This window comes from Nocardia sp. NBC_01499, from assembly GCF_045040275.1.
Taxonomy (GTDB): Bacteria; Actinomycetota; Actinomycetes; order Mycobacteriales; family Mycobacteriaceae; genus Nocardia.
On record NZ_CP109426.1, the window covers coordinates 9367735 to 9383981 of the forward strand.

A 16247-nucleotide genomic window follows, 5' to 3' on the forward strand; every position below is an offset into this window, starting at 1 on the left:
GCGTCAGATACTTTGCAGGAGTTAGTTACCCGCGCTTCGCTGCAAGAGCGACGACCACAGAATCAGTAGGTGGATGGATGTCTGGAGATTTCCGAGTCAGCCCCGACGACGTGGACTTGGCGGCTCGTGGGTTGTGGAAGATTGCCGAAGACAACAGTCAGGCCGTCGCCTACTCCCAGAAGTGGCTCGAAGTCCAAAACCGTGGTGGTCTCGTCCTCGAGCCCGTACTCGATCAGCTGCAACAGGCGTGTGATCAGTTGAAGGCGAACTACGAGCGCTTGGGCACAGTGACCGACAACTCGTCTACCGAACTCACCAAGGCCTCGCGCATGTACCGGACCACCGACTTTGAGCGAGCCAAGAAGATGGACGCGTACTACGGAAGGTCCGGCAAGTGACGACATCGACCGCCTATCCCGTCGAAAAGTTGTCCGAACCGCAATCCTCGGATCCAATCCACGACTATGTCGAGCTCATCATCAGCGGCAACGGCACCAGCTTGACGTATCACCTCAACAACCTCATTGCCATGGCGACAAGCCCTTTCGTGGACGGCGGCGGCTTCAACTGCCTCGCAACGATCACCAACAATCTCTCCGGAGACTGGGTCGCGCTGCAAAAGTCCGCTGACGCGATCGGCAAGCTGGCCGAGTACAACCAGGCCTACCACGAGGCAATCGATGCCGCGATGAAGAACGCGGAGACGTCCTGGCAGGGAAACGCGGCAGAGAGCGCACGCTCGTATTTCTCGTCGCTGACCACAGCTCTCGACGGCCAAGCCGACGCCTTGAGCAAAGTCGCCGACGAGATCTCCGCGTACGCGCTCGCCTCCTACGGTATGGCCAACGGAATCGCCGACCTGGTACAGACTCTCGGCGATCTCGCCATCGAATGGGCGGTCACTCAAGCTGCGGCCATCGCATCGGCTTCGACCGTCGTCGGCGCCGGTGCCGCAGCGGCGCTGGAGGCTGTCTCCGCGGCTCTGGCCGTCTACATGGCGACCCGGGTTGTCAAGATCGTCGGCAACCTCGGCCACATGGTGAATGCTTCCGAGGCACTGGTCGGGGTGATGTCGGGGGGAATCAGCGCCGCGATGGAAGCTTCGAAGATTCCCGCGCTCCCCGCCTCTTCATACGATCATCCCGGTGTGTCGTGATGAAGCGCGACAACGAGCCGATGCTCGACCTGGTCGGCAACGATATCGGTGTGTCACGTCACCTGTCGAAGGCCTTGAAGATTCTCGCCGACAGTCCAGGGATCGACAAAGACCTGCAGAAGCAGCTGCGCGAGATCATGAACGGGCAGGGCAGCCTGCGAGATCTGGCCCGCAGCGAATCGTTCACCCGGCTCAGTGAGGCTGCGATGTCGAAGATCGCTGCCGATAGCGCGAGTAGAACGCCCGAGGACATGCAGCGGCTGGCTCGCGCCGGGGAACAGATTCTGGAGACTTATCGCAATGAGGTCCCCGACCCGTCGTCTGCCCCGGAAACATCACCTCCTAGGCCCGGGGCAAGCCCGACATCGGCAGTACCGCCAGATTCGACACCCGTGGCCGCGTACCTCAGCGATCCTGGGGTGCCCCGCAATGTGATTCCCGGAACGCGCAAACCCGACCGCGAGCGGATCGTCACCCCCGACGAACCCGATGACGACGACGTCTACTACCGGGACCGGCGTCAACGGGGCTGGCTGCAATGAACAGGGAGGACTGATGGTCCGCCACGATCAAGTAGACGGCCCCGCCGGTGACGACCGGCGGGGCGGACCGCCGATGACGTATCAACGGCCATGGAGCGGCGCGGGCGATGTGACGGTCACGCTGCGCCGCTGCCGAGAACCCCTGCCGCGCACCGAACGCCTGTATCAGGATGTGGTGACGCGGACTGTCGAACCGCTCGAATTGGAGATCGCTCAGGAACTTCCTGACGTTTGCAGTCGGCATGGGCGGGCCGCGGTGGCACGTGCGCCGATCAGGGTGTGTTTCTACGACTCGAAGCAACATCCCCGGTTCCATCGGGTCTCTGTGGCGAATTGGCCGACCAAGCAGCTCTCACCGATGTCGACGATCCTCGTCGGTGACTGGCCGGTCTGCGACCGGTGCGAACGCGCTGGCCGACGCGCCCGCCGCATCGCCGCGGTGATCGCTGCGGTGATGGCCGCGAACCTGCTCACCTTGACGATCCTGATCGTTGCCGCCTGGGCCGGGTACAAGGCCGACTTTCAGACAGTGGTCGAACCCTTGGTATGGGCGTTCTTCCCTGGCTCGATTCCCATCGGCGTCTGCGTGGTGCTGATGCTGCTGGGGAGGGGAACCGAGCCAGCGGTGTTCCGGCCGATCTATGACGAGCGGTTCGCCTTTGTCCAAGCGCACCCGCACTTTCGTAAAGCATTGCAGGCCATGGCGATACGAGACGACTGAATGTGGCGCGTCTCCTCGGCGATGTTTACAGGCCGACGCCGCCGGTGACGTCGAGCTTGGTGCCGGTGATCCAGCGGGCGTCGTCGGAGGCGAGGAAGGCGATGGCGTCGGCGATGTCGGGGACCTGGCCGATTCGGCCTAGCGCGGTCAGGCTGAGGTTGCGTTCGACGTTCGCCGGATCGGCCAGCGCCGCAGCGGTCATGTCGGTGTGGGTGAAGCCGACGCCGACGGAATTGACGGTGATGCCGCGCGGGCCGAGGTACTTGGCCAAGCTGTGGCTGAAGACGTCGAGCGCACCCTTGGTCATCGGATAGCCGATGCCGTGGGCCGAGGCGACCCGGGTGGAGACCGACGAGATGTTGATGATCCGGCCGCCATCACGCAGCAGGGGCAGTAGCCGCTGGGTGAGAAAGAACGGCGCCTTGACGTTGACGGCGACCATCCGGTCGAACTCCTCGGGAGTGAGGGCCTCGATCGGTCTACCCATGATGTTCAGGCCCGCGTTGTGCACCAGAATGTCGATCGCGGACTTCCCGTGTGCGCGCAGGCCGGTTTCCAGTGCGGCCATGAGCGTGTCCACGTCGTCGGGGACGCCGAGTTCGGCGGCAACGAGGAACGCCTGCCCACCGGCCGCGGTGATGGACTCGGCGGTCTCCTTCGCCGCCGCTTCGTTACTGCCGTAGTGGACCGCGACCAGGGCGCCGTCGCGAGCAAGACGTTCGGCGATGCCGCGCCCGATGCCGCGGCTGCCGCCGGTGACCAGTGCGACCTTTCCATCGAGATTGCCCATGTCCTATGCCACCTTGACGCAGAGTTCGGTACCGCCGTGCAGCGGCAGTGTCACCGACAGGAAGCCGTTGGCCGAATCACGAACGTAGGCAAGGAAATCGGGTTCGGCATTGTCGTTCATGACATAGCCGCCGATGCGCAACTGCGGGGCGATGATTTCGATGACCTCGCGAGCGAGCGACGGTTCGACGCCGAGCCAACCGTCGATCAGTGCGAAGTCGACCGGACCGCCGAGGTCGCGCAGCGTCGCGCGCGCGTCACCCTCGCGGATGTCGGCATAGTCGGCGAGTCCGGCCTCGGCGAGGTTGCGCCGGGCGGTGGCGACTTTGGCGGGCACGATCTCGGATCCGATCACCGTGCCGCCGCCGTTGTCGCGCACGGCGGCGGCGAAGTAGAGCGTCGACATGCCGACGGAGGTCGCGAACTCGACGACCCTGGTGGCGCGAATGCCACGGCACAGCAGGTAGATCAGGTCACCCTGTTGCGGGGCGATCGAGTAGCCGTACTCGCTGTAGTCGTGCGGATCGCGCTCGAGACGGGCCCGCGGGTCGTCGGGGGGATACTGTTGCGCCGCCGCGAGTCTGTCGATGACGGCGTTGACCGCGGGGTCGCGGAGCGGGCGGTGCGTCTCATCGATCATCATCTGGTCTCCTAATCTATTGCAGCACAACATAATTCGGATGGCCTCCGCGTACGGCCCGGCCATGAGCTAAGCCTAAAATGGCAGATTGGCGGCGGGCGGCCAACCATTACCGCGAAACGGCCAACCCTGCGCGGTGGCACAACATCGCCTCACCCGAGTTCGGCGAGCCGCGGCACGGCTTGCGCCATGCCATCAATCCACGCCGCCGGTGCACCACCCATCGGGATGACCAGCACCTCGTGCACGCCGAGTGCGGCGTAATCGACCATCCCGCGCACGAATTCATCGCACGTGTCCGGCGTCGGCCGCGGATTGGCGGCGACGATCGTCGTGCGGATCTCGCGGAAGTCCCGGCCGACCTCATCGCAATGCCGCCGCAGGACGTCGAGCTTGTGCCTGACATCCTCGGGCGAAGAACCGACGAGGTTGCAGGCGTCCCCGTACCGCGCGAGCAGTCGCAGCGTCTTACGTTCCCCGCCTCCGGCGATGAGCACCTTGGGCCGGTGGATCGGCGGTGGTGAGCAGAGCGTCTCGGCCAGCTGATAATGCTTGCCTCGAAATGGCCCGTCGCGCTGTGGATCCCACATCTGCGCACAAATGCGCAACGTCTCTTCCAGCCGCTCGAACCGTTCCGCGACCGGCGGGAACGGCACACCGAGCGCGCGATGCTCGCGCTCGAACCAGGCGGCCCCGATACCGAATATCGCCCGCCCGCCGGACAATACATCGAGCGTGGCCACGATCTTGGCGAGCAGGCCGGGATGCCGATAGGACACACCGGTGACGAGCAGGCCGAGATCGATCGTCGAGGTGTGCGCCGCTAGATAACCGAGCGTGGTGTACCCCTCCAGCATGGCCGACTCCGCCGGAAGACCCGTCAGCTCGATCTGGAAGTAGTGGTCCATGAACGACAACCACGTGGCCCCCGACGCCTCCGCCGCGACACCGACCCTGGCCAGCTCACCGGCGAAAGCGGCAGTACCACCGTCGATTTCGAAATCGGCGATATGAAAACCGAGATCCATGAAATCCCCCTAGTGATCCGTATCACCACGGTAGATCCTGAGGGCGGAATCGGCCATGGCTCGCGGTCAGGAACCTTCGCGGGCCGTCGCGGCCAGTGTGCCGAGCAGGGTGAGGGCTTCGCGGCTGGGGGAGCCGGGTTCGGCGTGGTAGACGACGAGTGATTGTCCGAGGCTGGAACGGACGTCGAAGGTTTGCATCGTCAGGGTCAGCGGGCCGACGGCGGGGTGGTCGAAGCGCTTGCTCTCCAAGGCTTTTCCGCGCGCGTCGTGCGTGGTCCACAGCTGCGCGAATTCCGGACTACGGTCGAGCAATTCGGCGCAGACCTGCTGGATTCGCGGATCGTCCGGTGCTTCGCCGTAGCCGAGCCGGAAACCGGCTACCGAATTGCGGGCCACGTCATGCCAGTCCACGTAGAAGGTGCGCGCGGCGGGGTCGGTGAATACGACATGCATCAGGTTGCGCGAGTGCGTCCAGTCGAGAAACAGCGCGTCGGCGATCGCGTTGCCGGCGAGCACGTCGTAGGCGCGGTTGAAGACGATGGCCGGGTTGTCCGGCCAGGCGTCCATGAGCTGGAGCAAGCTCGGGTCGACGCGGTCCGGAACGGCGGCCGCGCGGGCCCGGGGACTCAGCCCGGCCAGCCGGAACAGGTGCCCTCGACCGTCGTCGTCCAGGCGCAGCGCGTTGGCCAGCGCGTCGACCACCTGGGCCGACGGTCCGCGTTCACGTCCCTGCTCGAGTCGCACGTAGTAGTCGACGCTGAGACCTACCAGCAGCGCGACCTCTTCGCGCCGCAGGCCAGGAACCCGGCGGGGACCGTAGGTCGCCAGATTCACCTCGTCCGGCCGCAGCTGTGCGCGGCGGGCGCGCAGGTAGTCGCCGAGCTCGGAAGGTGCCATATCGGCATCCTAGGTCGGGTCAGGCGCCGACATCCTGGGTGCGTTACTCCCACGAGAGCGGCGGCCTCCCATGGCGATCGCGATCCGGCCATCGTGGTTGACATCGACCAGCGCATCGACGCGAACGCTCGACGGCGCTGACCAGCATTGAAGGGAACCATGACCACCACCATCCCGTCCTCCTGGGATCTCACCGGCCGGGTCGCCGTCGTCACCGGCGCGGCCCGCGGCATCGGCCACGCCACCGCCACCCTGTTGCGTGCGCGCGGTGCCGAGTTGATCGTCACCGACCGCCTCGATGACGTCGAGCAACTCGCCCTGCACGATCCCGACCATGTGGCCGCACTCGTCGGCGACGTCTCCGATGAGGAATTGGCCAGCGCAACAATGCGATTGGCCGTCGACCGGTTCGGGCGGCTCGACATCCTGGTCAACAACGCGGGCCGCACCCTGAACAAGCCGATCACCGAAACCAGCGTCGAGGAGTTCGACACGATCCTGCGGATCAACGCCCGCGGCAACTTCGTGCAGGCCCGCGAAGCGTTCCGGGTGATGGAGGCGGGCGGCGGCGGTGCGATCGTATCGATCGCGTCGGTCTCCTCGCTCGTCGCCTTCGCGACCCAGACCGCCTACGCCGCCTCGAAGGGCGCGCTCGCGCAGATCACCCGCGTGCTCGCGATCGAGGGCGGGCCCAAGGGAATTCGCTCGAACGCGGTGCTGCCCGGCGTGGTCGACACCGACATCATGGACGGCGTGGTCGACAACGGCCGCGAGATGCTCGCCTCCTTCGGGTCCGCGCACCCGATCGGCCGGATCGGTCGGCCCGAGGAGATCGCCGAGACCGTCGCGTTCCTCTGCTCCGATGCGGCGAGCTTCATCACCGGCGCGCTGGTGGCCGCCGACGGCGGATGGACCGCACAGTGAGCGGACGACTCACCGGCAAGGTCGCGCTGATCACCGGCGCGACCGGCGGCATCGGGCTCGCCACCGCGGAACTGTTCGCCAGCGAGGACGCGCGGCTGGTCGTCACCGACATCGATGAGGTTGCTGTCGAGCGGCTCGCGGTGCGACTACGGGCCGACGGCGCCGAGGTCCTCGGCGCTCAGCTGGACGTTTCCTCGGCCGAGCAGTGGGCGCGGGTCATCGAGTCGACCCGCCGACAGTTCGGCGGTCTCGATATCTTGATCAATATCGCGGGCGTCGTCGACTGGAGTGGGGTCGAGGACGCTGAGCAACATGCATGGGATCGAGTGATCGCGGTCAACCAGACCGGTACCTGGCTCGGGATGAAAACGGCCATGCCGCTGCTGCGCGCATCGGGTGCCGGCTCGATCGTCAACACCTCATCGGTTCTCGGCATCGTCGGCAGTGGCGGGGCCGCCGCCTACCACGCGTCCAAGGGAGCGGTACGGCTGCTGACCAAGACCGCGGCCGTCGAATACGCCACCCGCGGCGTGCGGGTCAATTCCGTGCACCCGGGCGTCATCGCCACACCCATGATTCAAGACATCCTCGACGAACAGGGAGACCGGCAACCGGACATCGTCCGCACACCCATGCGCCGCGCCGGCCTCGCCAGCGAGATCGCGTACGCCATGCTCTTCCTCGCCAGTGCCGAATCCTCTTATGTCACAGGCGCGGAAGTCGTCGTCGACGGCGGACTCACCGCGCACTGACGGTGTGACTTTCCGGGTCCGCCGCTCCTAGCTGGCCCTGGTTGTCACGGCAGTGCCGCACATTCGAGGCGCCTACGCGCGCTCGACGCGATGTGCCAGACCGTCCACGATCAGCGCCAGCCCCGCCTCGAACGCCGACTCGGGATCAATCTGCGGTAGATCGACCATCGAGTCGGTGCTGTGACCGTGGTCCGCCTGTTCTTCCAGCGCGGCGCCGACCGTGTAGCGACCCGCGGCCAACATCGCCATCTGCGCGTCCCGCTCCGGCACACCGGACGCGACCAGAAACGCCATCTTGTGCGCGAGCCGGTCGAGATCCGTTGACCCGGGGCGGGTTCCGGCGTGCAGCCGTGCTCCGTCGCGGTGTACCAGCAGTGTGCGCCGGAAGCTGCGCATGTTCTCGAGGAACCAGTCACGCCAGTTGTCGGCGGGGGTCGGCAGCGGCTCGGTCGCATGGGGGGCCATCGCGGCCTCGGCCATCGCGTCGAGCAGGTCCTCTTTCTTGCGGAAGTGGTAGTAGAGCGACGGCTGCTCGACGTTCAGTCGCTTTGCCAGCTGCCGCGTACTGACGGCGTCCAGGCCGACCTCGTCCAGCAGATCGAGCGCCTCGGCGATGACATTCTCACGGTTCAGCTTGGCCACATTGACAATCTATCAGTGATAGGCAACCATGTAAAAGTGAACCTATCACCGATAGAAAAGGTGGACGATATGGCAATCGAATCAACAGCCCCCGCCCTGAGAATCCTCATTTGCGGCGGCGGAATCGCCGGGCAGGCGCTGGCCTTCTGGCTCGCCCGCGGCGGTCATCAGGTCACCGTCGTCGAACGCTTCCCCGCACTACGCGCCACCGGCGCGCAGGTCGACCTTCGCGGCCAGGGCATCGACGCCATCGAGCGCATGGACCTGCTCGAGGTCGTCCGGAGCAAGCTCGTGGACGAAGCGGGCGTCTCGTTCGTCGACGCGCACGGCAAGGCGCGCGGCACGATCATGGCCAACACCTCCGGCCAAGGTCGGCAGACGCTGACGTCGGAGTACGAGATCATGCGCGGCGACCTGGTGCGCATCCTGCACGACGCGACGAACGACGAGGTGAACTACGTCTTCGGCGCGAGCGTCGACCGCTTCCAGCAGTACGAGGATCGAGTCCTCGCCCACTTCTCCGACGGCACCTCCGGCGAATTCGACCTGCTGGTCGGCGCGGACGGGCAGGGCTCACGCATCCGTCGAGCGATCCTGCCGTACGGTTCGCCCGATCCGTACTGGCCGGTGGGCATCCACATGGCGTACTGGTTCATTCCGCGCATCGCCACCGACGGCAACATCCGCGACACCTACCACGCCCCCCGCGGCCGAATGATCATGCGCCGCAGCCACAATCCGGCCGAGACCCAGGTCTATTTCGTGCTGCGGGAAACGTCCGAGGAAGCCTCGGCCATCCACCGTGAGCCGGTCGAACGCCAGAAGCGGTTCTGGACCGAGAAGTTCCGCGACGCGGGCTGGCAGACCGAGCGGTTCCTCGACGGCATGGAAACAACCGAGAGTTTCTACTCGCAGGAGGTGCTGCAGGTACGCACGGACACCTGGTCCAAAGGCCGCGTCGCCCTGGTCGGCGATGCCGCGCACTGCGCGTCCCCCTACAGCGGCATGGGTGTCTCCGGCGCTCTGGTCGGCGCCTACATCCTGGCGGGTGAAATCAACCGACGTCCCCATGACCTGCCCAAAGCCCTGGCGAACTACGACACCACGCTGCGGCCGTTCGTCGACGAGATCCAGGCAACGGTGAAACCACGTCTGCTGCGACTCGGCATGCCGACACACCAGCTCGGCATCGACGCCTTCCACGCCCTCACGACGTTGGCCTGCTCGCTGCACATCCCCGAGCTCGTCGCGAGGCGCTCCAAAGAGGACCGGGGCGGCGCTTGGGCGCTCCCGGAATACCCGGAACTCGCCGACGCGACGCGATCACTTGGGCGATAACGGCATCAATCGTGGCACCGGCGGCAGCGGCGCGGCCACCGGCGAGACTTGGAACGCTTGGATCATGAGCGCGGCGAAGCGTCGGGAGGCCGCGACTCGCGCCGCCGGTGTCCTCGCCTGAATGCCGTTGTTGGCCATGATCATGAGGATGAGATCGTCCACGACGATCTCGGGGCGCAGCCGGCCGGTGCCCTTGGCCTTTCGGATCAGTTCGGCGGCGCCGGTCAGCGAGGATGTGCGGATCGCGGCGAAGTCTATCGCGTGCGGGAAGGCGGACATGAAGGCCGCGGTGAAGCCATGATCGCGCGCTTGCAGCTCGCAGAGCTGCTCGATCGTGCGGCAGAAGCCGTGCCAGGGGTCCGGGTCGGCGAGCCCGTCGTCCACGATGGCCCGGCAGGCGCGCATCTGGTCGGTGAACGCCTCGGCGACCAGCAGTTCCTTGGTCGGGAAATGGCGATAGAGGGTGGCGGGCCCGACCTCGGCGCGGCGGGCGATCTCTCGCATCGGTACGTCGAGGCCGTCGGTGACGAACACCGTGCGGGCCGCGTCGAGGATGCGTTCGCGGTTGTCCCTGGCATCGGAGCGCATGGTGTGAGTCAAATGCGTGGTCACCGCTCTCACTTTAGCTAAACGGACGGGGGCGTCCGTTACGTTCCGGTGGTCAGTTCCGATCGAAAAGAACAGGGAGACACCATGAAAGCAGTGATGGTTCAAGCGTTCGGCGGTCCAGAGACCCTCGCGGTCGTCGACCTCACCGACCCGAAACCGGCCGCCGGACAGGTGCTGATCACGACCGAGGCGATCGGCGTCGGCGGCGTCGACGCCCTGATCCGAAGTGGCGCGCTGGCTGCCTTCGGAGCCACGCCCGGTCGGATCCCCGGCCAAGAGGTCGTTGGCACCGTGGCCGAAGTCGGCGATGGTGTCGACTCCGCATGGGTCGGTCAGCGCGTGTGGGGGTTCACCGGGGTGTACGGCGGCTACGCCGAGCACGCTCTTGTCGCCGCCGAGACTCTCGTCGCCGTCCCGGCGACCCTGTCGTCCATTGCCGCGGTGACACTCGGCAGCTCCGCGATGGTGGCCCACTTTGCTTTGCGCCATGCCCATTTCGCTCGCGGCGAGTCGGTGTTGGTGCGTGGCGCGGCCGGTGGTATCGGTGTGATGGCGGTCCAGCTCGCGGCTCGTGGTGGTGCCGGAGCGGTGGCGGTCACGACCTCGTCGGCCGAGCGTGGCGATCGCCTGCGCGAGCTCGGCGCGACGCACGTGCTCGACCGCGCCGGGCAGGGTGCGGACGATGCTCCCGCAGCGTACGACGTCATCATCGATATCGTCGCCGGTCCGGATCTGCCGTCGTTCTTCGACAGGCTCGAGCCGAACGGTCGCATGGTCGTCGTCGGCGCGATGGCGGGCATGCCGCCGGCGGACTTCGGCAAGGCGATGATCTCTGGCTTCCAGCGGTCGATGTCGTTCGCCACTTTCAGCGCCGACACCGTGTCCGTACCCGACCGACGCGCTGTGACCGCGGAACTGTTCGCCGCCGCTAGTCGTGGTGAGCTGGAAGCGGTTGTGCACGAGGAACTTTCCCTGGAACAGGCCGTTCTGGCACATCAGAAGATGGAGGCGGGGGAGGTGTTCGGCAGAATCGTGCTGGTGCCATCGGTGGGTTAGCCGACGCCGCGTCTCGCTGGAATGTCAACGGCCACACGCTGTTGGGTGCGCGGTGTGGGTGAGATCTGCTGTGGCCCAGGACATCCACGCCCGCTGATGTGCGGGCAGCCGCGCCCACGGCGCAGACTGTTGTTGGTCGGATGATCATGGGGAACTGGTGGCGGCATCGGCCGAGAGGTGAGTTACGTCAGTTCCCCCTGATCGTTTGTCCAACAATGCCTCTCGGAGTCGCGAGCCAAACGCACGTGTAGGTGTGCGAGCGTTCGTGTCGCAGGGGCAGCAGGCGGATTCCGAGTCGACGGCGGCGAGATGCGTGGTCGAGGGGCGTCGGGCGTCGCCGTCGTTTCGGGCAAAGAAAAAGTTGCGCAAGGACTTCGGTCGGTTTGTTAGCGCCACGAGTCCAGGCCGGGCAGACCGGGCAGACCGGGCCAGGCAGGCCAGGCGGACCGGGCAGGGCGGGCCAGGCAGACCGGGCGGGCCAGGCAGACCGGGCGGGCCAGGCGGACCGGGTAGACCAGGCGGACCGGGCGGGCCAGGCGGGCCAGGCGGGCCAGGCAGGCCAGGCAGGCCAGGCAGGCCAGGCAGGCCAGGCAGGCCAGGCGGACCGGGCGGGCCAGGCGGACCAGGCAGACCGGGCGGGCCAGGCGGACCGGGCGGGCCAGGCGGACCGGGCAGGCCAGGCAGACCGGGCGGGCCAGGCAGACCAGGCAGACCAGGCAAGCCAGGCAGACCAGGCAGACCGGGCAGGCCAGGCGGACCAGGCGGACCAGGCGGACCAGGCAGACCAGGTAGACCGGGCCAGGCCAGGCAGACCGGGCCGGGCGGGCCAGGCGGGCCAGGCGGACCAGGCAGGCCAGGTAGACCGGGCGGGCCAGGCAGACCGGGCCGGGCGGGCCAGGCGGACCAGGCAGACCAGGCAGGCCAGGTAGACCGGGCGGGCCAGGCGGGCCAGGTAGACCAGGCGGGCCGGGCAGGCCAGGTAGACCGGGCGGGCCAGGTAGACCGGGCGGGCCAGGCGGACCGGGTAGACCAGGCGGAACCGGGTAGACCAGGCGGAACCGGGCAGACCGGGCAGGCCAGGCAGACCGGGCCAGGCGGGCCGGGCGGGCCAGGCAGACCGGGTGGACCGGGCAGGCCGGGCGGACCGGGCAGGCCGGGCGGGGGTGTCAACGGTTGCCCGGTCGTCGGTAGTGAGCGTCGGTGAGATTACGACGACGCGCGGGTAGCCGACTGTTCGGAGCGAGCGGCGCGCGGTATGTGGCCGAGGATGAGGTCGTCACCGAATCTATTGCGCCGACAAGGGATTTAGATCAGGTACCGAAGAGGACCTCTCCGGTGCACCGGGTGAAGACAACCTTGCCCGACTCGGTGAATCGCGCACCATCCGCACGCAGGGTGACGGCTGGGCCGGACTCGTACGCCTTGAAGGTGTCCCGATCCGGGAAAACGTACCGTCCTTCGACGCGCCCGTCCTCGAGCAGCACCACCTGCCCCGAGACTGCCGCGCCGAGCTCGAGCACCTTCGCCACGTGCCCGCCCCGCATCCAGGCGAGGTACTCCTCCCGCACGTCGTCGTTCGCGAACTCCGCCGTCACCACGTATGTGAACATGCCGACCATGTCACTAGGGAAACGCCAGTCTGGCAAGAGGTCCTAGCACCGAGGCCGTGGATTGCCGAGCAGCACGACTAGTGTCCGCACCAAGGCTTCGGATCGGGAGTCCCGATACCGCAGAACAGCTTCGCCGAGCCGCTCGCCGACCCGGAGTCCGACCCCGATGCGACCGAGTCCGCCGCCACCGGGGCGGGGGAGGGGTCGAGGGCGATCCCGGATTCGGCCATCGCGGGTGCGGCCGCCACCACTGCCGCGAATACGAACGCTCCGGTCGCAATCGCTTGAAATCCAAAGTGCTTCATGGCAATTCCCTTCCTGTCACGGTTTGTGCAGTCAAGGTAGCGAGCGGGTCGGCAAATGAAACGCCGCTACTTGCCATGCCAACAGTGCTAGGGGCTCGCATCAGATCCAGTGCGGTTGGCTGGATCCGCGCGGGACCAGTGCCGGATCGTTCCAGCGCGGCGGTGTTCGGCTGAAGGCGACCGGCGGGGCCAGGGTGTGCAGCGCTCCGAGCGGTGTGTCGGCGTCGTAGGCGACGGGTTCGCGAAGTTGGTGCTGCTCATCGGAATTGGCATCGGCGGGGTCGACGAGGCCCAGTGTCTGGTACCACATCGCGGTCCGGGTGAGGTTGACCGTGACGTGCCAGCTGCCGCCTTCGGTGGCGCGTCGCAACAGTGCCGCGGTGGCACCGGCCGCACCCATATAGCCGGTGATGAAGTCGTTGATCAGGCCGGTGGGCGGCAACGCTGGCTGCTCGGGTGTCCCCTCGAGGGTCATCAAACCCGAAGCGGCGGAACCATTCATGTCGAATCCGCCACGGTCGGCCCAGGGCCCGGTGGATCCGTAGCAAGTCACCGACACGCTGATCACGCCCGGGTACTTTTCGGCGAGTTGATGCGGGTCGAGGCCGAGCTTGTCGAGTTTGCCGCCGCGATGATTGTTGACCACGATGTCGGCGTCGGCGAGCAATTCCGCCGCACGCGCCCTGCCGCGCTCGTCGCTCATGTCGACGTACGCGCTGCGCGATCCGATGTTGGCCTCGTCGTAGATGAAGTCGTGCTCGTAGTCGTTGGGGCGGGTCGCGCACAGGACATCCGCGCCCTGCTCGGCGAGTGTTCTGCCGACGACGGGACCGGCGATCGCGTGGGTGAACGACAGCACCCGCACACCACCGAGTGGTCGATCCGACGGGTCGAATGCGCGCGGCGGCCCATCGCCGACGTGTTCCAGTCCGATCACCGGCTGACCGGCCAGCAACGCACCTTGCGGATGAGCGAGCCATTCCTGCGGGGTGCGCGCCACGCAGAACGGCAGACCGACCGCGTTCGCGGCCTCTTCGAGTTCGAAGGCGTTCCATTTCTCGATGGCCGCGGCGACCTTGTCGGGATCCGGTGGCACATCAAGGAACCGGCACCAGTGGGCGGCCAAGTGCGGATAGACGCCCGATGCCATCACCGTTCGGCCGTCGCGGGTGCGGTAGGAACCGAGCAGGAAAGGATTGTCGAGCACCAGGGGGTGGGGTGCCCGCTCACCGGCGAGGGCCGGGTGCCAGAATGCGGTCGGGGTGATGCCGTGCACCGCTTGGCGCAGGTCCAAGTGCAGGTCCTGGGCTTGCCCGCTGCGATGCCGCCACAGCGCGGCCGCGCCGACGGCGCCCGCCATGATCGGGATGCCGATGCAGGCACCGAGCCGGTGACGGGACGCGACGATCGGATCGCTGCCCGTGAAACTCACCCGGCCGCCGGCCGCGGCATGCGATAAGCCGACGTCGGCCAAGAGTCGGTCGAGATGCTCGACCGGATCGAACGCGTTGCTCGACGTCACGTCGATTCTCCTTGTGTGCCAGGGAAACTGGGATCTGATTCGTCGGCGGTCCGCGTGTATTCCCGCAGCAGCAGCGGTACCAGGCGTGCACGCACGCTCTCTCGTGCGGATCCGGTCGCGGCGATTTCGGTCAACGTTTGCGCGTCGCCGCCCTCGCAAGCCGCCACCACCAACCGCACCAGCTCGTCGACCGCGATCGTGGGGACCCGGTCGATCGCGGCCAACGCGTCGGCCAGCAGATCGGCGAGTGCCGCACGGCTACGTTCCTCGTGTTCGGCGAGCGCGGCAGCCACCTCGGGATGCCGAATCGCGTGCAACGTGAATTCCATCGAGATCAAGAACCACTGACGTTGCTCGTCATGCGGTCCAGGCAGTCGCGGCGGATCGGAACCGACCAGCAGCCCCGCCGACTCGGCCAACACCAGCCGCACCCGCTCGAGCGTCGCCTCGTTGTGCCGGTCGAACAACGCGAGAAACAGCGCCTCTTTATCGGGGAAGTTCGAGTAGAACGCCCCTTTGGTCAGCCCGGCGCGTCCACAGATCTCGGGGACGGAAGTCGCGCCGAAACCCTGCTCGGCGAACACTTCCTGCGCGGCATCCAGCAACGCCGCGACCGTTAACGGGCGACGCTTCGTCGGCGACTTCGGCACTGCGCCTCCTCGACGTCGGCAACGGATACCGTTTGGTATCCGATACTGAACGGTATCCGATGTGGGAGTGTTGAGCAAGGGGGCGTACGCGTGACCGGGTCGGTTGAGCGGACTTGGCCGCCGCGGCGCGCACTGACTGGCCGCTGGCGTCGCGTTGCGGGAACGGCGATCAAGATCATGGGGAACTGGTGGCGGCATTGTTCGAGTAGCGACCGCCGCCAGTTCCCCGTGATCATTCGTCCAGGAGGCTTCGGCGCAAACGCGGCAACTCTCAGTGCTCTTGCGGCGCAGTGCTGTTGGGTGTGGCGGGTAGCGAGTTCCACACACGTGTGATGCGGCGGCAAAAGCGGTGGTGAGCGATGCGGGCATCGGTCAGCTTGGAGATTCGAGTTCGCGAATCCTGTTGTCGGAGTGAGTATTTCTGACTCTGCGGAGGTATATGTTGGTGAATCCGTCTTCTTGCGCCGAGCGGACGATCGTGAAGCCCAGCTTTTCGGCCACCCGCCGGGATGGTGTGTTGTCTGTTGTCGTCATGACCTCGACGGGTTCTGGCCGTGTCCGCTCTGCCAAGGACATTGCCGCCGTTGCCATCTCTGATGCGTAGCCCTGACCCCAGGAGCTCGGCCGGAAGCGGTAGTAAAGGTTCAGCACCTCTTCTCTGTCGCGGGCGGTTAGTCGTAGTCCGCCGAAGCCGATGGTCTCGTCCGTGGTGACCGCCTCGATCGCCCAGTAGCCGATGTCATGCTCGGCCCAGTCACGTAACCAGGCTTGGAGCAGCGCCCGAGACTCGTTCGCCGATCGCGGTTTGTCCGGCCGGTATATGTTGGCCGCCGGGTCGCAGTGGATATCCATCATCGCCGGTAGGTCATCGGATGTGACCTTCCGAAGTGTCAGTCGCTCAGTGCGTATCAGCTCAGGCGCGTGGTCGACCATGGTCGGCAGCCTAGGTCGGCTTGCCCGCGATCGTCGCGCCGTTTTCGCTACACGCGCACAGGAAACTCCGTCGAATGAGATGTTTCCTGGACACCTGGCTGGCCAAGTCGACGGGCGGGCCGGGTACGTGACC

Annotated in this window: 20 protein-coding genes; 9 read left to right on the top strand and 11 right to left on the bottom strand. The window is 66.6% G+C overall.

What is annotated here, in order from left to right:
• Positions 1-77: 77 nt before the first annotated feature.
• The 4 genes from OG203_RS42535 to OG203_RS42550 are packed head-to-tail and all read left to right on the top strand — an operon-like array spanning position 78 to position 2419.
• Positions 78-398, top strand: a complete 321-nt coding sequence (locus tag OG203_RS42535) for a type VII secretion target (RefSeq protein WP_405162852.1) — start codon at positions 78-80, stop codon at positions 396-398.
• Complete coding sequence (locus OG203_RS42540) at positions 395-1156, top strand: hypothetical protein (protein ID WP_405162853.1); 762 nt, start codon at positions 395-397, stop codon at positions 1154-1156. The genes OG203_RS42535 and OG203_RS42540 overlap by 4 nt, the downstream gene beginning before the upstream one ends.
• Entirely contained in the window at positions 1156-1698 is a 543-nt protein-coding gene (locus OG203_RS42545; protein WP_405162854.1) for a hypothetical protein, read from the top strand. The genes OG203_RS42540 and OG203_RS42545 overlap by 1 nt, the downstream gene beginning before the upstream one ends.
• Before the next feature lie 13 nt (positions 1699-1711).
• Positions 1712-2419, top strand: a complete 708-nt coding sequence (locus tag OG203_RS42550) for a hypothetical protein (RefSeq protein WP_405162855.1) — start codon at positions 1712-1714, stop codon at positions 2417-2419.
• A 25-nt stretch (positions 2420-2444) separates the two neighbouring features.
• Here the strand turns inward: OG203_RS42550 and OG203_RS42555 are convergent, their stop codons facing one another.
• From OG203_RS42555 to OG203_RS42570, 4 genes are all read right to left on the bottom strand, one after another.
• Complete coding sequence (locus tag OG203_RS42555) at positions 2445-3209, bottom strand: SDR family NAD(P)-dependent oxidoreductase (protein WP_405162856.1); 765 nt, start codon at positions 3207-3209, stop codon at positions 2445-2447.
• A gap of 3 nt (positions 3210-3212) precedes the next feature.
• Positions 3213-3851 (bottom strand): O-methyltransferase, encoded by a 639-nt coding sequence (locus tag OG203_RS42560; protein ID WP_405162857.1) that lies wholly within the window; start codon positions 3849-3851, stop codon positions 3213-3215.
• A 149-nt stretch (positions 3852-4000) separates the two neighbouring features.
• Entirely contained in the window at positions 4001-4876 is an 876-nt protein-coding gene (locus OG203_RS42565) for an LLM class F420-dependent oxidoreductase (RefSeq protein WP_405162858.1), read from the bottom strand.
• Between the two features lie 66 nt (positions 4877-4942).
• Entirely contained in the window at positions 4943-5773 is an 831-nt protein-coding gene (locus OG203_RS42570; protein ID WP_405162859.1) for a helix-turn-helix transcriptional regulator, read from the bottom strand.
• A 159-nt stretch (positions 5774-5932) separates the two neighbouring features.
• Between OG203_RS42570 and OG203_RS42575 the strand changes: the two genes are divergently transcribed.
• The gene (locus OG203_RS42575) at positions 5933-6697 is read left to right on the top strand and encodes an SDR family NAD(P)-dependent oxidoreductase (protein ID WP_405162860.1); all 765 of its coding nucleotides are present in this window, start codon (positions 5933-5935) and stop codon (positions 6695-6697) included.
• Entirely contained in the window at positions 6694-7449 is a 756-nt protein-coding gene (locus OG203_RS42580) for an SDR family NAD(P)-dependent oxidoreductase (RefSeq protein ID WP_405162861.1), read from the top strand. Before OG203_RS42575 ends, OG203_RS42580 begins: the two co-directional genes overlap by 4 nt.
• Before the next feature lie 72 nt (positions 7450-7521).
• On the opposite strand, the gene OG203_RS42585 is transcribed toward OG203_RS42580, so the two are convergent.
• Entirely contained in the window at positions 7522-8091 is a 570-nt protein-coding gene (locus OG203_RS42585; protein WP_405162862.1) for a TetR/AcrR family transcriptional regulator C-terminal domain-containing protein, read from the bottom strand.
• A gap of 69 nt (positions 8092-8160) precedes the next feature.
• Here OG203_RS42585 and OG203_RS42590 point away from each other — a divergent pair, with 69 nt between their 5' ends.
• The gene (locus OG203_RS42590) at positions 8161-9429 is read left to right on the top strand and encodes an FAD-dependent oxidoreductase (RefSeq protein WP_405162863.1); all 1269 of its coding nucleotides are present in this window, start codon (positions 8161-8163) and stop codon (positions 9427-9429) included.
• Here the strand turns inward: OG203_RS42590 and OG203_RS42595 are convergent.
• Complete coding sequence (locus OG203_RS42595) at positions 9415-10041, bottom strand: TetR/AcrR family transcriptional regulator (protein WP_405162864.1); 627 nt, start codon at positions 10039-10041, stop codon at positions 9415-9417. The two genes, OG203_RS42590 and OG203_RS42595, sit on opposite strands and share 15 nt — an antisense overlap.
• Before the next feature lie 81 nt (positions 10042-10122).
• Between OG203_RS42595 and OG203_RS42600 the strand changes: the two genes are divergently transcribed.
• Together OG203_RS42600 and OG203_RS42605 are read left to right on the top strand one after the other, a co-directional pair.
• Positions 10123-11094 carry a zinc-binding dehydrogenase gene (locus OG203_RS42600; protein ID WP_405162865.1) on the top strand — a complete coding sequence of 324 codons (972 nt, stop codon included), beginning with the start codon at positions 10123-10125 and terminating at the stop codon, positions 11092-11094.
• A gap of 383 nt (positions 11095-11477) precedes the next feature.
• Complete coding sequence (locus tag OG203_RS42605; RefSeq protein WP_405162866.1) at positions 11478-12023, top strand: hypothetical protein; 546 nt, start codon at positions 11478-11480, stop codon at positions 12021-12023.
• A 381-nt stretch (positions 12024-12404) separates the two neighbouring features.
• On the opposite strand, the gene OG203_RS42610 is transcribed toward OG203_RS42605, so the two are convergent.
• From OG203_RS42610 to OG203_RS42630, 5 genes are all read right to left on the bottom strand, one after another.
• Complete coding sequence (locus OG203_RS42610) at positions 12405-12704, bottom strand: hypothetical protein (protein WP_405162867.1); 300 nt, start codon at positions 12702-12704, stop codon at positions 12405-12407.
• Between the two features lie 77 nt (positions 12705-12781).
• Positions 12782-13009 carry a hypothetical protein gene (locus OG203_RS42615; RefSeq protein WP_405162868.1) on the bottom strand — a complete coding sequence of 76 codons (228 nt, stop codon included), beginning with the start codon at positions 13007-13009 and terminating at the stop codon, positions 12782-12784.
• A gap of 100 nt (positions 13010-13109) precedes the next feature.
• On the bottom strand, positions 13110-14531 hold the full coding sequence (locus tag OG203_RS42620; protein ID WP_405162869.1) for a CoA transferase: 1422 nt from the start codon (positions 14529-14531) through the stop codon (positions 13110-13112).
• A complete protein-coding gene (locus tag OG203_RS42625; protein ID WP_405162870.1) occupies positions 14528-15181 on the bottom strand; it encodes a TetR/AcrR family transcriptional regulator in 654 nt (217 codons plus the stop codon). The genes OG203_RS42620 and OG203_RS42625 overlap by 4 nt, the downstream gene beginning before the upstream one ends.
• Before the next feature lie 372 nt (positions 15182-15553).
• Positions 15554-16114, bottom strand: a complete 561-nt coding sequence (locus OG203_RS42630) for a GNAT family N-acetyltransferase (protein ID WP_405162871.1) — start codon at positions 16112-16114, stop codon at positions 15554-15556.
• Positions 16115-16247 lie beyond the last annotated feature (133 nt).

Coding starts and splice junctions, on each gene's coding strand:
- OG203_RS42560 (WP_405162857.1), bottom strand. CDS start 3,851: ATGATGATCGATGAGACGCACCGCCCGCTCCGCGACCCCGCGGTCAAC.
- OG203_RS42545 (WP_405162854.1), top strand. CDS start 1,156: ATGAAGCGCGACAACGAGCCGATGCTCGACCTGGTCGGCAACGATATC.
- OG203_RS42600 (WP_405162865.1), top strand. CDS start 10,123: ATGAAAGCAGTGATGGTTCAAGCGTTCGGCGGTCCAGAGACCCTCGCG.
- OG203_RS42565 (WP_405162858.1), bottom strand. CDS start 4,876: ATGGATCTCGGTTTTCATATCGCCGATTTCGAAATCGACGGTGGTACT.
- OG203_RS42570 (WP_405162859.1), bottom strand. CDS start 5,773: ATGGCACCTTCCGAGCTCGGCGACTACCTGCGCGCCCGCCGCGCACAG.
- OG203_RS42610 (WP_405162867.1), bottom strand. CDS start 12,704: ATGTTCACATACGTGGTGACGGCGGAGTTCGCGAACGACGACGTGCGG.
- OG203_RS42575 (WP_405162860.1), top strand. CDS start 5,933: ATGACCACCACCATCCCGTCCTCCTGGGATCTCACCGGCCGGGTCGCC.
- OG203_RS42550 (WP_405162855.1), top strand. CDS start 1,712: ATGGTCCGCCACGATCAAGTAGACGGCCCCGCCGGTGACGACCGGCGG.
- OG203_RS42590 (WP_405162863.1), top strand. CDS start 8,161: ATGGCAATCGAATCAACAGCCCCCGCCCTGAGAATCCTCATTTGCGGC.
- OG203_RS42630 (WP_405162871.1), bottom strand. CDS start 16,114: ATGGTCGACCACGCGCCTGAGCTGATACGCACTGAGCGACTGACACTT.
- OG203_RS42615 (WP_405162868.1), bottom strand. CDS start 13,009: ATGAAGCACTTTGGATTTCAAGCGATTGCGACCGGAGCGTTCGTATTC.
- OG203_RS42535 (WP_405162852.1), top strand. CDS start 78: ATGTCTGGAGATTTCCGAGTCAGCCCCGACGACGTGGACTTGGCGGCT.
- OG203_RS42555 (WP_405162856.1), bottom strand. CDS start 3,209: ATGGGCAATCTCGATGGAAAGGTCGCACTGGTCACCGGCGGCAGCCGC.